The organism is Rufibacter hautae (assembly GCF_008271695.1).
In the GTDB taxonomy this organism is placed as follows: Bacteria; Bacteroidota; Bacteroidia; order Cytophagales; family Hymenobacteraceae; genus Nibribacter; species Nibribacter hautae.
Window position 1 is genome coordinate 709,607 of record NZ_VKKY01000001.1, and the last position, 13,713, is coordinate 723,319.

12 protein-coding genes are annotated in these 13,713 nt (G+C 51.4%); 7 read left to right on the plus strand and 5 right to left on the minus strand.

Features of this window, described 5'->3' with window-relative positions; genetic code table 11:
• Nucleotides 1-295 precede the first annotated feature (295 nt).
• The gene (locus FOA19_RS02780; RefSeq protein WP_149089263.1) at nucleotides 296-1,522 is read right to left on the minus strand and encodes a site-specific integrase; all 1,227 of its coding nucleotides are present in this window, start codon (nucleotides 1,520-1,522) and stop codon (nucleotides 296-298) included.
• Nucleotides 1,523-1,901: 379 nt separating this feature from the next.
• Here FOA19_RS02780 and FOA19_RS02785 point away from each other — a divergent pair, with 379 nt between their 5' ends.
• From FOA19_RS02785 to FOA19_RS02795, 3 genes are all read left to right on the plus strand, one after another.
• Nucleotides 1,902-3,044 carry a glycosyltransferase gene (locus FOA19_RS02785; RefSeq protein WP_149089264.1) on the plus strand — a complete coding sequence of 381 codons (1,143 nt, stop codon included), beginning with the start codon at nucleotides 1,902-1,904 and terminating at the stop codon, nucleotides 3,042-3,044.
• A gap of 148 nt (nucleotides 3,045-3,192) precedes the next feature.
• Complete coding sequence (locus tag FOA19_RS02790) at nucleotides 3,193-3,513, plus strand: hypothetical protein (RefSeq protein ID WP_149089265.1); 321 nt, start codon at nucleotides 3,193-3,195, stop codon at nucleotides 3,511-3,513.
• A 156-nt stretch (nucleotides 3,514-3,669) separates the two neighbouring features.
• A complete protein-coding gene (locus tag FOA19_RS02795; protein ID WP_149089266.1) occupies nucleotides 3,670-3,969 on the plus strand; it encodes a hypothetical protein in 300 nt (99 codons plus the stop codon).
• A gap of 173 nt (nucleotides 3,970-4,142) precedes the next feature.
• On the opposite strand, the gene cysK is transcribed toward FOA19_RS02795, so the two are convergent.
• Both cysK and FOA19_RS02805 read right to left on the minus strand, forming a co-directional pair.
• Entirely contained in the window at nucleotides 4,143-5,057 is a 915-nt protein-coding gene (gene cysK, locus FOA19_RS02800) for a cysteine synthase A (protein WP_149089267.1), read from the minus strand.
• A gap of 102 nt (nucleotides 5,058-5,159) precedes the next feature.
• Nucleotides 5,160-5,993 carry a serine O-acetyltransferase gene (locus tag FOA19_RS02805; RefSeq protein ID WP_149089268.1) on the minus strand — a complete coding sequence of 278 codons (834 nt, stop codon included), beginning with the start codon at nucleotides 5,991-5,993 and terminating at the stop codon, nucleotides 5,160-5,162.
• 290 nt (nucleotides 5,994-6,283) lie between these two features.
• Here FOA19_RS02805 and FOA19_RS02810 point away from each other — a divergent pair, with 290 nt between their 5' ends.
• Nucleotides 6,284-8,137, plus strand: coding sequence for an ABC transporter ATP-binding protein (locus FOA19_RS02810; RefSeq protein ID WP_149089269.1), 1,854 nt, complete (start codon nucleotides 6,284-6,286; stop codon nucleotides 8,135-8,137).
• 36 nt (nucleotides 8,138-8,173) lie between these two features.
• Here FOA19_RS02810 and FOA19_RS02815 read toward each other — a convergent pair whose 3' ends face one another.
• Entirely contained in the window at nucleotides 8,174-9,355 is a 1,182-nt protein-coding gene (locus FOA19_RS02815) for an MFS transporter (protein WP_149089270.1), read from the minus strand.
• Between the two features lie 156 nt (nucleotides 9,356-9,511).
• Between FOA19_RS02815 and FOA19_RS02820 the strand changes: the two genes are divergently transcribed.
• From FOA19_RS02820 to FOA19_RS02830, 3 genes are all read left to right on the plus strand, one after another.
• The gene (locus FOA19_RS02820; protein WP_149089271.1) at nucleotides 9,512-11,449 is read left to right on the plus strand and encodes a peptidylprolyl isomerase; all 1,938 of its coding nucleotides are present in this window, start codon (nucleotides 9,512-9,514) and stop codon (nucleotides 11,447-11,449) included.
• 34 nt (nucleotides 11,450-11,483) lie between these two features.
• A complete protein-coding gene (locus FOA19_RS02825; protein ID WP_149089272.1) occupies nucleotides 11,484-11,744 on the plus strand; it encodes a hypothetical protein in 261 nt (86 codons plus the stop codon).
• Between the two features lie 131 nt (nucleotides 11,745-11,875).
• Nucleotides 11,876-12,700, plus strand: a complete 825-nt coding sequence (locus tag FOA19_RS02830) for a DUF2199 domain-containing protein (protein ID WP_149089273.1) — start codon at nucleotides 11,876-11,878, stop codon at nucleotides 12,698-12,700.
• A 125-nt stretch (nucleotides 12,701-12,825) separates the two neighbouring features.
• Here FOA19_RS02830 and rsmG read toward each other — a convergent pair whose 3' ends face one another.
• Nucleotides 12,826-13,467, minus strand: a complete 642-nt coding sequence (gene rsmG, locus FOA19_RS02835; protein WP_149089274.1) for a 16S rRNA (guanine(527)-N(7))-methyltransferase RsmG — start codon at nucleotides 13,465-13,467, stop codon at nucleotides 12,826-12,828.
• Nucleotides 13,468-13,713 lie beyond the last annotated feature (246 nt).

The window sequence follows — 13,713 nt, forward strand, 5'->3', positions numbered from 1 at the left end:
TTGATGTGACAGGGCTTTTTAGGATGTACCGTAGGCTGCAGTGAGATGAAGTAGGTTTTCTTCACCTGTAATGGACCATATGTTCAGAAGGCTAAATACTTTGATTTAAAAGACTGCACCATTATGTTTTATAAAACTTTATACTTGAAAGGGATGGAAAAAACTAGCCCGCTGCGAAAAATCACAGCGGGCTAGTTTTTTATAGTTACAGATAGAAACCTTCATTCCCCTTTGCTCCCATTATAATATGGTTTTACCTATTGCATTGCCGCTGTAAAAACCACAGGAGCGACCTTTAAAATTTAGTCAGAAGAGCCGCATTCTTCACCCGCTCTTCCTGCTCAAAGGAGGCCAAGTAGGTTTCTGTCGTTTTTAGGTCATTGTGGCCTAGGCTCTCCGATATAAAGGCAATGTTAGCACCCGAGCGTTTCAACACACTAGCATAGCTGTGACGGGCCGTATAGGTGCTTATGTTTCCAATACCAAGCTTCTCCCCTATCACCTTCATTCTATCATTCATCAAGTGAGTGATATTCTTGATAATCCTGCGTTCATCTGCTGGGCTTTCTTCTCCTTTTAAGAATGGGAAAATAAAATCTTCTTGCTTCCTGCTTTGATTGCCCCACCTATTAATGATGGTTTGCATCTCCGGAGTAATGAAGGCATGTATCAGCTTTTTCTTTTTGGCTTTAGCTAAAGTTTTTTGCCTGTAGAAGCAGATTTCACCGTTTCGGATATTGAAGTATTTCAATTTGCAAATGTCCGTTATATTCGCCCCGTTGCAGAGATAGGAGAAAAACCACAAGTCCCGGCACATCTCTTCATTACCACTACCGCACTCATATTTTACAATCTGTGAAATCTGGCTTATAGTTAAAGCGATGTTCCGGCCTTCGTGTTGTGGTATCTCAAATTTACCTTTACCGAACGGGTGCTGTGTCGCTTTGATTACCCCGGCTTCCTTTGCTTCATTGATGATCACCTGCAAGGCACGCATGTACATTGATATGGTAGTATAGCTTTTACCTTCATCCAGCAAATGCTTTTCATACTTTCTTAGCCAATCAATTGTGATTTGAGAAAAGCTAATCTTATCCCCAGCAAACAAGCGGATACTTCTTAGGGTGTACTTATACCAATCCGAGGTACTTATTTTACCCTTAGCGGTCAAGTCTTCTATCCTTGCAACAAAGGCAGTATTAAGAGTATCACTTGTGGCGCTACTTAGCCGTTTATTGAGTGCTTCAAAACTAAACGCGTCTTGCTTGATTAGTCCCTTTACTTCGGACCTGACTTTTTCTGAAAATTTCTGGATTGACTCTCTGATAGCTTTTGCCTCCTGCCCTTTGGCATTTGGCAAGCGTTCCCATTCTTCAGGCGACAGCACCTTTCCAGTGGAATAGTAACTGCGTTGACGTTTGTAAGTGATTCTTACCCTAACAGGGTGCAACCCGTCCTTATTCACTTTCCTAGTTTCAAGCACTGTGGCTAACGTAACGCCACTATCAGAGAATTCGAACATCTTTCAGGCTTTAAGTTTGTGTATACTACCCAAGGGGTCACACATAAGTACACACAAATATAGCAAACAGATGAGAATCAATGAAGGAACATGAAATTATTTTATACCCTATAATATTAAATATCAGCGCTTTATCAACAAAATGAAAACACAGGAAAATCAATGAATCACTCTACCTTTTGCATGGCATGCAAGAGGTCATCGGTTCGACTCCGATATTCTCCACTCTTTAAAGCGGCACTTACAAAAGTAAGTGCCGCTTTTTTTGTGCCCATACTTGTGCATTCTTGGCTCTATACTTTTCCTCAAACCCTTGGTAAACAATAGTACCGTTTTCTGCTTATTCTAAGTAAATAAAGGCAAAACCAACTACTGCGTTATGTTACTCACCGGCTATGCGTTGCTGATCACTTTTGCGTGGGTTTGCGCGAGTATCTACTTACTCATCAATAGCCGCAGGGTAAAGTACCTGAAGAACATCGCGCCACGCACCGGATCACGGGAGCCGCAGGTCGCTATCATTGTGGCGGTCAAAGATGAGGAGGCAGAATTGGAGCAAGCTCTGGCCAGCATCTGCAAGATTGATTATCCTAATGCTAGAATCCTAGTGATCAATGACCGATCTACGGACCGCACCCCGCAGATTCTGGAGAAAATGATGGGGGAAAATCCAGCCATAGCGGTGAGAACGGTGACGGAGTTGCCTCCGGGTTGGCTGGGAAAAAACCACGCGTTGTACCAAGGGTATCTCCATACCACAGAGGAATGGATGCTCTTCACCGATGCCGATGTGATGTACAACCGGCAAGCTTTGAAAAAGGCCATGCAGTACTCGCAGGACAACCGCTTAGACCACCTCACTGCCATGCCCGAGATCACTTCCCCTTCTGGCTTGTTCAGAAGCGTGATGAGCACGTTTTCCATCATGCTGGAGCTTCGGCAAAGGCCTTGGGAAGTCCGCAATCCTAAATCTGATGCCTCTATTGGAATCGGTGCGTTTAACCTGGTCAGGCGGACGGCTTATGAACAGGCAGGAACGCATAAGGCCTTTTCGCTTCGGCCGGATGACGATCTGAAGCTGGGCGAACAGATAAAAGCAGCAGGCTTCCGGCAGGATGTGGTGTACGGCGAGCAGGAAATCTCCCTGAAGTGGTATACCAGTTTGCCGGAGTTTGTGCGGGGCCTGATGAAAAACACGTTCTCGGTGGCAAATTACCATTTTCCTACCGCGCTAGGCATGGCCCTGGCCACGCTTCTGGTCTTCGTGCTACCGCCTCCCTTGTTACTGTTGGCAGGACCTACGGGGCAATTTTTGGCGGCGGTGCTATTGCTTTCTCAGGTGCTACTCATGCAATTCAAAAGCGGCATCCGCAGCAAAGGATGGCACGCCCTGATGATTCCGTTTGCGGGCGCAATGATGGTGTATATCCTCATTGCATCGGCAGTGAAGACCATCAGGCAGGGGGGCATCTACTGGCGCGACAGCTTCTACCCCCTGGAGGAACTCAAAAAGCAGCGGTAAGGATTCTGGCCCTTTCTGGTAAGGGCATTCAGGGCAATGTGTTTCAGGGCTGATTTCGGGAAAAGAACCCAGAAATGGAAGGCACGTAGAGAAAGGCAGAAGCGCAGCAGTACGTGACTTCCCTCATAGACTCTACTTAGCAGAAACCATGGCCAAGAAAAAGAAAAAAGGAACCAAGCACCAGACCTTTTACAAAGCGGTAAAGCCTTTTATCAAGGACAACCGGGTTTTACTTGCGCTGCTTGGGGCGGTGGGTGCAGGGGTGGCTTTAGGAAAGATGATGGGCCCAGATAGGGCCGGGAATCTGATAGACGGGATTACCGCCACCGTCAAACACCTGGCGCAACCCAAAAAGGAGAAGGAAAAGAAAGACAAATCGTCTAAAAAGAAAAAGAAACTCAAGCCTACCAGCACTCCCCATCCGCTCACCATAGCCCAGGACAACAGCTCTCCTGAAGACAAAACCTAATCAGGAAAAGTAGTGCGGTGACATGCCTTTTGCGGCAATTCTGTAGTCTGTAAAAACTAAAAGGCTTGACTGGCGTAGGTGCATACTAAGGGTTAACCACATGCAACAGCGTATTAACCCATTCATGTTGATTCACTTAATCATATCATTACAGCCATGTCAAAGAACAAAAACAAGACGAAGAAGAACAAAGACAAACAGAACAAGTCGCTTTTATCGGGAGTGCAATCTCTGGTAAAAAATAAAAAGGTGCTCTACTCCCTATTAGGAGCAGCAGGTGCTGGCATTGCGATTGCAGCGCTAGGCAAAGACAAACGTCGTTCGCTAACCGATAAAGTAACCAGCTCAGTACAAGGACTAGGCGGCTCCTTAGGGTTGGGCGGTTCAGATTCTGCTTCAAGCAAAGCTTCTGGCAATAACTCTGGCAATAACTCTGGCAAGCCTGCCGGCCAATAATCATCTGTAGGAAGTGTAGTAACCGCTTTCTCCTGCCCCATATTCCAGTAAAAGGCGAATCCCTGTAGACAGGGATTCGCTTTCTTTTTTAAGGCAGTTTTTAAGAAATCAGCCCAAAAACAAAGCCGCCCCTGCAGAGGCAAGGGCGGCTTTGCTTTTATCTAAAGAGGTAGTTACACAAACAGACCTTCCACTGACAGGTAACGCTCGCCGGTGTCATAGCAGAAGGTAAGAATACGGGCACCCGGCTCCACCTCAGAAATTTTCTGGGCTACCGCCGCCAACGAACCTCCCGAGGAAACCCCAATGAAGAGTCCTTCCTCCTTGGCCGCCCGGCGGGCATATTCAAAAGCATCTTTGGGGTCTACCTGAATCACGCCGTCCAACACAGACATGTCCATGATTTTAGGAATGAAGCCCGCGCCCACGCCTTGGATAGGGTGCGGACCAGGAGCGCCGCCGCTCAGCACCGGCGATAAGGTAGGCTCTACGGCAAACACCTTCAGGTTAGGGAATTTCTCTTTCAAGACTCTTCCAACGCCCGTGATGTGGCCGCCGGTGCCTACCCCCGTAATGAGGTAGTCAAATCCATCCGGGAAATCATTCAGGACTTCCTGAGCCGTGGTTTCTACGTGGATGCGGGTATTGGCCTCGTTCTCAAACTGCATAGGAATCCAGGCGTTCTCGTTTTCGGCGGCCAGTTCGTGGGCCCTTGCGATGGCACCATTCATGCCTTTCTCGCGCGGGGTCAGTTCCAGGTGGGCACCGTAGGCAGCCATCAGACGGCGGCGCTCAATAGACATGGACTCTGGCATGACCAAAGTAAGTTCATAGCCTTTTACGGCGGCTACCATGGCCAAGCCTACCCCCGTGTTGCCTGAGGTGGGCTCAATGATATGGCTGTGGGGCTTTAGTAACCCGCGTTGCTCCGCATCTTCAATCATGGACAGGGCAATACGGTCTTTGATGCTCCCGCCGGGGTTGGCACGCTCCAGTTTCATCCAAACCTGCGCCTCGGGGCCAAATAACTTGTTGATTCGTACGGTGGGGGTATCCCCGATGGTCTGCAATATGCTTTCTGCTTTCATCTCGTAAGGTTTACGTTAGAATTGTACCCACCCAGGCAAGTATCCTGGCCCAAGGCTTGGCACAAATGTAAAATTATTTCACTAATCCCATAAAGGGTAAAACTAAATAGAGAAATCAAGAATGTCCTCTGGTGCCTCAGATCGGCTTACCTTGATTTGCGCCCGGTGATACAGCCGCGAATACGCAGGTACGGTCTCGGTGAGCCAAACGTTACCCCCAATGATGCTGTGCGCCCCAATCACGGTGTTGCCCCCCAGGATGGTGGCCCCGGCGTAGATGATCACGTTGTCTTCCAGGGTAGGATGGCGCTTGAGATCGGTCATGTACTTGGCCACGCTCAGAGCCCCCAGTGTCACACCCTGGTACAGCTTCACGTTTCGGCCAATGGTGGTGGTCTCGCCTATGACAATGCCGGTGCCGTGGTCAATGCAAAAGGGGAACCCAATCTGAGCGCCGGGGTGGATGTCTATGCCGGTGCGGCTGTGGGCGTACTCGGTTAAAATGCGCGGCAGCAGCGGAACGCCCTCCTGGTACAGCAGGTGCGCGATGCGGTACACGGCAATGCCATAGAAACCAGGGTAAGAGCGCATCACCTCCTCTATGTGGCGGGCCGCCGGATCTTCCTGCAAAATGAACTGGGCATCGGCGATGAGCCGCTCATGCAGGTGGGGCAACTGTTTCATGAACCGGTCCACGGTCTCGGGCGCCGGAAACCCGCTGATGTGCTGCACGCCTTCCAGCAGAGACTCCAGTTCCTGCTCCAGAAACGTGGCTTCCTGAGCCAGGGCATCGGCATCCTTGAAGGGCTGCTCAGCCAGCGGCGGGAAAAGCATCTGCAACAGCCGGTTCAGGAACTGGCAAAGCAGACCGGTGGGTATCCGGAGTTGGTTCTGCTGATGAAGGCTCCAGAGCCGATTCAAAAATGATTCTTCCATAAAAATAACCTACGAAATTATACCTCCCAGGGAAACAAAAACCTTCTCTCTTTCAGGTAGGCGACGCAAAGGTAAAGCCACCGGCAGGCAGATGCGCAGCGCCTGCGGTTTCTTCCAGTATAGCACCAACCTTGTTTTACGCTCGTTTTCACAGAATCGGGGGTAAAACGGAAATTAAGTTGCGGTAGGCCTGCCCGTATTTCTGGCCGCGGCGGCAATCTCTTTATTCTGTCCCCTACATTTTACTTAAAAGCGCGTAAGTAAAGGGCTTTTCAATAACTTCACCGCCTATGGCATTCTGGGATAATCTAATAGGGAAGAAACCACCAAGGCAGGGACAGCCGCAACTTACCGTAAAGCAGCGGGTGAGTGCCCTGAAACACCTGCCGCCGTTCCTGAAGATGGTCTGGCAGACGAACCCGCGCATGGCGTTCATCAACGTGGTGCTGCGTCTGCTCAGGGCGGCCGTGCCGGTGGCCATGCTCTACGTGGGCCAGTTGATCATTGACGAGGTGGTGCGCCTCACCCAAACCAATGACAAACTGCTGGGCTATTTGCTCACGCTGGTGGCCATTGAATTCGGGTTGGCGGTGGTCTCGGATTTCCTTAACCGCGGCATCGCGCTGATTGACGGGCTGCTGGGCGATCTGTTTGCGAACCAGTCTTCGGTACGGCTCATGGAGCACGCCGCCGAGTTGGACCTGGACCAGTTTGAGGACTCGGCGTTCTATGACAAACTGGAACGCGCCCGCCGCCAAACCCTGAGCCGCACCATTCTCATGAGCCAGGTCTTGGGCCAGATGCAGGACATCCTCTCCATGATTTTCCTGGCCGCCGGTCTGATTGCCTTTTACCCGTGGCTTCTGCTGCTGCTGTTGGTGGCGGTGCTGCCGGCTTTCCTGGGCGAGTCGCACTTCAACGAGCGCAGCTACTCGCTGGTGCACGGCTGGACGCCCGAGCGCCGTGAACTGGACTACCTGCGCCAGACTGGTGCCAGCGATGATACGGCCAAGGAAGTAAAGATTTTCGGATTATCCGGGTTTCTGGTAGACCGCTTCCGCACGCTTTCTGATCAGTTTTACAAAGACAACAAGAAACTGTCTACCCGCCGGGCAGGTTGGGGCAGTGTGTTTGCCGCACTGGGCAGCGCCGGATATTACGGAGCTTACGTGTACCTGCTCATGCAGACGGTACAGGGCCAGGTTTCGTTGGGCCAATTGACCTTCCTCTCGGGCTCGTTCATGCGCCTGCGGGGCTTGCTGGAATCAGTACTCAACCGCTTCACCAGCGTGGCCGAGGGCGCACTGTACCTCCAGGATTTCTTTGATTTCTTTGAGCTGCAACCCCGCATTCGGCGGTTGGCATCGGCCCCACCTTTCCCGCGGCCCATCCAACACGGCTTTACCTTTGAGAACGTGGGCTTCCAGTACCGCAACTCAGAGAAATGGGCTTTGCGCCACCTCAACTTCACCTTACACGCGGGCGAGAAACTGGCATTGGTAGGCGAGAACGGCGCCGGCAAGACCACCATGGTGAAACTGCTCTCCCGCCTTTATGACCCTACCGAGGGCCGCATTCTGCTGGACGGCATTGACCTGCGCGAGTACGACCCCGCTGATCTGCGCCGCGAGATTGGCGTCATTTTCCAGGACTTCGTGCGGTTCCAGATGAGCGCGGGCACCAACATCGCCATCGGGCGGATTGAAGAAAAAGAGAACCGACCCCGCATTCAGACCTCGGCGCAGCAAAGCCTGGCAGATACCGTCATCGCCAAACTTCCCGAGGGATACGACCAGGTCATTGGCAGGCGCTTCAACAAAGGCGTGGACTTATCGGGTGGTGAGTGGCAGAAAATCGCGTTAGGAAGAGCCTATATGCGCGATGCCCAGCTCCTAATCCTGGATGAACCCACCGCCGCCCTTGATGCCCGCGCCGAGCATGAAGTCTTCCAGCGCTTTGCAGAACTGACCCAAGGCAAAACCGCCGTGCTCATTTCCCACCGCTTCTCCACCGTGCGCATGGCCGACCGGATTCTGGTTATTGAGAACGGGCAGTTCGTAGAGATGGGCTCCCACGAAGAACTCATCGCCAAAGGCACCCGCTACGCAGAATTGTTCAGATTGCAGGCGAAGGGATATTTGTAAAAACCTCTTCGTTTCTCAAAAACGGCCCTGAAACAATCAAGCTTCTACCCTTTTCTGAAACTTGCCCATCATCACGAACAAGAACGCCAGGAAACACAGGGCCGCGGCACCCCAGAACACGTAGGGAATAGCGCTGATCTCGTTTCCGTAAATCCAGCCGGAGGCGAAGGCCCCGATGCCGATACCGGCTTCCAAGGCGATGTACACGGTGGCCATGGCGCGGCCGCGGCGATCTGGGTGGCTTAGGTCAATGGCCCAGGCGTACAGCGTAGGCGAGTTCATGCCTGTCCCGAAACCATACAAGACGGCCGCCCCTAAGAACATAGCTTTGTTTTCCGCCAAGCCAAGCACCACCATGGACACAGCCATCATGAGTGTGGAAACTCTTAAAATGGGCACGCGGCCGTATTTATCAGAGGCTTTCCCGGCCAGGAAGCGTACGCCAATGGAAGAGACGGTGTAGAAAGTAAAGAACAGCCCTTTGTTCTGGATGCCCAGGTGCTGGCTGAAATCTGGGGTGACGGTGAGCACGGCGCCGTAGCAAGACAGCGTGAGCAGCATCACAATGAACGTAGGCAAAACCCGCGGCTCAAAAATCTCATCCTTCTTGATGCGCAGCAACCCGGTCCTGAACTTCTGCGGATTGGGCAGGGTCTCTTTCAGGTTCACCAGCACTAGGATAGAAAGCAGTGCCATCCCCGACGAGGAATAGAAAAGCGCATCTAAAGAGAAATGCCGGCTGAACTCTCCGCCAATGGCTGGTCCGGCGGCCAAGCCCAGACTTCCGGCCAACCCGAAAATACCGATGGCGGCGCCTCTCCGCTCCAGTGGTACAATATCGGCGATGTAGGCGGCTTCGCCGGTAGGCGTGAACCCGGTGGAAAATCCGTGGATGAGCCGCAAGAGCAAAAACGCAAAAACGGTGGTGAGCAGCGGGTACAGCAGACTACACAGAATACAGACGGCCACCCCGAAATACATGACCGGCAAGCGGCCCACGGTATCGGTGAGTTTGCCGCTGAACGGGCGCGAGAGCCCGGCGGTGAGCGTGAACAACCCGATGATGTAGCCTTTGTAATCGGCGCCGCCCAGGTGGGTGAGGAAGTTGGGCAACTCGGGGATGATCATGTTGAAACTAGCCGAAAAGAGAAACGAGCTCAGGCACAGCATCCAGAAACGAAACGAGTAGGTAGTGGTAGCGGGGGAAGCAGTAATCATAACGGGCGCAAAGGTCTGCATTTTTAAGACAATCGCTCTGCGTTTCTCCCCCATTTTCATTAAAGCAGGGCAAAAACGGCATTTCGTTTTCTACCGGCTGGTGGCCATGCCGAAGACTCAGGACAGTTTTGTATCTTCCGTGCTCAAGTGCTCTTTATGAAAAAACAGATCAGAAACGCCGCTGCTTTGCTTTTGTTGGCTGTTGCCTGCCGTCAGCCCGCCCAGCAAAGTGCTCTAAACGGCGTGAATAAATTCAGCGACGCCACCCTGCGCAAAATCTACACCCTGCAGGACGAACGCAAAACCCAGGAACTGCTCGCCTTTCTGGAGCGCCCCGAGACCATGTACCGCCGCGAGGCAGTCCTGGCCTTCGGATCGGTGCAGGACAGCACAGCGGTTCCCGCTTTAGCAGCCGCCCTGAAAGACCCTGAGCCTGAGGTCCGGAAAGGCAGCGCCTATGCCTTGGGGCAGATAGGCAGTGCCTCGGCAGAACCGGCGCTCATGGAAGCCTATAACCAGGAACAGAACATCCCGGTGAGGGCCGAGATTCTGGAAGCTTGGGGCAAATGCGCCTCGCAGAACGGCTTGGACATGATCTCCAGGTACACGGCACAACCGCAGATGGAGGCAGCGCAGGCCTGGGCCCTTTACCGCGCCGGCCAACGGAAACTCAACTACACGGGGGCCATCACCAAAGCCGCGGCCTTGCTAACCTCAGGTCAGGAAGAAGCCCGTTTAGGTGCCGCGCACTTTCTGGGCCGCACCGCCAAACTGGACCCCAGTCCGGCCAAAGCCCAGGTTTTCAAAGTAGTTCAGCAAGACCCCAGCGCCAACGTACGCATGGCCGCGGCCCTGGCCTTAGGCAAAATGACCGATACCGTAGGCCTGGCTCCTGTAGTCAATGCGGTTCTACGGAAAGACCCTGATTACCGCGTCCGGATCAATGCCGTGCGACCTTTGTACCAATTGCCCTACGAGGCGGTACAAGCCTCCGCCTGGAACACCCTCTTAGACAAACATCCGCTCGTAGCCCTCAGTGCTGCCGAGTACCTGACCGCCAAAGCGCCCGCTACAGAATCTGCACGGTTATTGGAAGCAGCCAACGTTCAGAAAGACTGGCGCGTACGGGCCACTTTGTTCGGGGCTGCCCTGGCCTCTGCGGGGCAGAAGCAGCCGGTAGTCCAGCAGATTCAAGAGCGGTTTGCCTCCGCGAAAAACCCGTACGAGAAAGCGGCCTTGCTCACGGCCCTCAGCAAAGATGCGGCCCAGTACCCGTTCATTGAACAGCAGACCTTCGGGGCCCCTCACCCAGCCATCAGCACGGCGGGTATGGAGGCCTTAGCGGCTATCAGAGGGCAGAAAAACTTCGATACTTCTGCAGCAGGTGTTTTCAACTCGATTTTCCAGAAAGCCATCCAATCTGGCGATGTGGCCATGGTGGGGATTGCCGCAGGCGCCATCCGGAACCCGGACCTGAACCTGAAGAACGCCTATGCAGACCGCTCTTTCCTGACCCAGGCCCGCGACAAACTCACCCTTCCCCGCGACATAGAAACGTACCTGGAACTGCAGAAAACCCTGGATTACCTGGAGGGCAAAACCTCAGCGCCAACGCCAGCCACCCCGTTCAGCCATCCCATCAACTGGACCACGGTAAACAAGCTGCAGAAAAATCAGAAGGCCCGCCTAATGACGTCTAAAGGTGAGATCACCTTTGAACTGCTGGTGGAAGATGCGCCCGGATCGGTGGCCAATTTTGTGGAGTTGCTGGAGCAGGGCTTTTTCAATGGCAAGAATTACCACCGCGTGGTCCCTAACTTCGTGGCCCAGGGCGGCTGCCCCCGCGGCGATGGCTGGGGCTCCTCGGACTACGCCATCCGCAGCGAGTTCGCGGACCTGAACTACCTGGAAGGCTACGTAGGCATGGCCTCGGCGGGCAAAGACACCGAAAGCTGCCAATGGTTTATCACCCACTCTCCCACCCCGCACCTTGACGGCAAATACACCATCTTCGCCCGCGTCATCAAAGGCATGGATGTGGTGCATCAGTTGAACATTGGGGATAGGATTGAGAAGGTGGAGTTAATTAAATAGCTAGTTTGATTTCACTAGCCAAGCTACCATAAATATGAGGTCATTCGTCCTTTGGATCATCATTTTGGGTTCTACTGTCTTAGCCCTTCTTTTTGGCATCACTTGGTCCTCAAGATTGAACTTAGAGTATAATGAAGAAGGTCGTTACTTCGATACTAATGCTTTAGTTACCTATGACCAAGCCGCATTACTCGTTTATGGGGCATTAACGCTGCTTTTTACTCTAATTGGAATTGGCGGCTATATATACACAGCTAAATCATTTAACAACCTGATTAAAGAAGTGAAACTTTGAAATTGTAAAGAAGCAAGCAGTTTACAGAAACAGAGTTCTTCCTATTGTCATCCTGAAAGGATCTTGTGGACGGACTAGAGAAGCCTTTCCTATTCAAGTTATAAGCTAGGGCACAATCATAGGACTAGAAAATGAACTTCGCCTTTAAACAAAAGAAATTCAGGGAGCCTGATAACACGGCTGTATTCACAACAACTTTTGTAATGAAAGAGCAGTCGCTCATCACATTAGTCACTCATGAACTGGATGGAGATTGGCAATTTTTCGGGAATGATCTATTTGAGGATGTTCTGACGGTTGCAATGGTAGTTTCTCTGGAAGAAATAATAATGAAAGATAAAACTTTATTGCAAGTAGCTGATGTACCTATTGGTTACAAAGCTACTAGAACCAGTAAATCGGAAAAATGGACAATTGCAAAGATTGAGTACGAGGAAGATGAACTAGCGGAGATGGGATTCTACTGCTCTGTTTGTGATCTATATCATAGAGATGTCCCTATGGCTTATGGTGCTCAGGCACCATACCAGTACTCTAATATACCTGAGGAAGAGTTAGAAGAAAGGAGTGAACTCAATCAGGATTTCTGTGTAATTGATGGGAAAGAGTTTTATCACAAAGGACAAATTAGAATCAAGGTATCAGAGAAAGAGGAATATTTTGCCTGGAATGTTTGGGTATCTATCAGTGAGGCAGACTTCTTACAAGCAAATGAGTCTCTCTTTGAAGAAAACAGGATGTTGCAAGAGCCTTATTCAGGAAAGTTAGCAACAAGCTTAGAATGCTACCCAGAAACTCTGGGATTAGAAGTTAAGATGTATACCCAAGAGGTCGGGCTTATTCCCTCTATTGAGTTACTTGAATCTGACCATCCGCTCTTCTTAGAGCAGGAAAATGGAGTTGACATGGCCCGTGTTATTGAGTTTGCAAAGACAATAATCTATGGCCATAACTAGAAAAGGCGTTTCATAAGAGGTACTAGAAAGAACGTAAAAGCAGAAGCCTCTTCATATGAAGAGGCTTCTGCTTTTATCTAGAATCTGTTTAGAGGAAGATTTTCCAAAAACAGCCTCTAAAACACCTAAGCCGTGGGATGCAGCGGTACGTACACCACCTTCTTCGTCTCGAAGAAGTCTTCCTGGAAATAGCTGCTCAGGTCAAACACTTCATGCAAAAGACCAGACTCAGCCAACTCCTCGGTTAGGTCGCCGCCTTTGAGGTAGTATAGCCCCTGGCCGGGCACCGATTCCTTTTTGTAGCTGAACTGAATCCACTGGTAGAAAGTAGCCAAACGGGCCACCGCGCGGCTCACAATGAAATCATACTTTTCGTGCACCTGCTCGGCGCGGGTGTGGGTGGCTTTCACGTTGTGCAGACGCAGTTCCTGGGCAATCTCCTGCACCACATGAATCTTCTTCCCGATGGAATCTACCAGGTGAAACTTCACCTCGGGGAACAGGATGGCCAAGGGCAAACCCGGCAAGCCACCGCCGGTTCCTACATCCATCACTGAAGAGCCCGCCGGGAACTGCACCACTTTGGCAATTCCCAAGGAATGCAGCAGGTGGTTCACCATCAGGTTGTCCATGTCTTTGCGGGAAATCACGTTGATTTTGGAATTCCACTCCACGTACAGCTCCGCTAGACGGGCAAATTGTTGCTGTTGCTCTTGAGTAAGATCAGGGAAGTAGTGCAGTAGGATATCGGCGGATGTTGGGTTCATAGGCTCAAAGATAAGGAAAGGAGTCCTGAGTCTTGGGTCCTGAGTTAAAAATGAGTCTGTTCCGTTTTAGATCTGTTTTCAGGAAAAGAAACTAAAAACGGAACATACTTCAAGTTTGAGCGCAGCGGTAACTTGGAGTAGCATGGAGAGCCAGTTTGCAACTAGCGAAACATATTGCTTGATTATGGTCAAAGCCAGTTGCAAACTGGCCACATGGCCCCACAAGTTACCGCTACGCTCAAACTT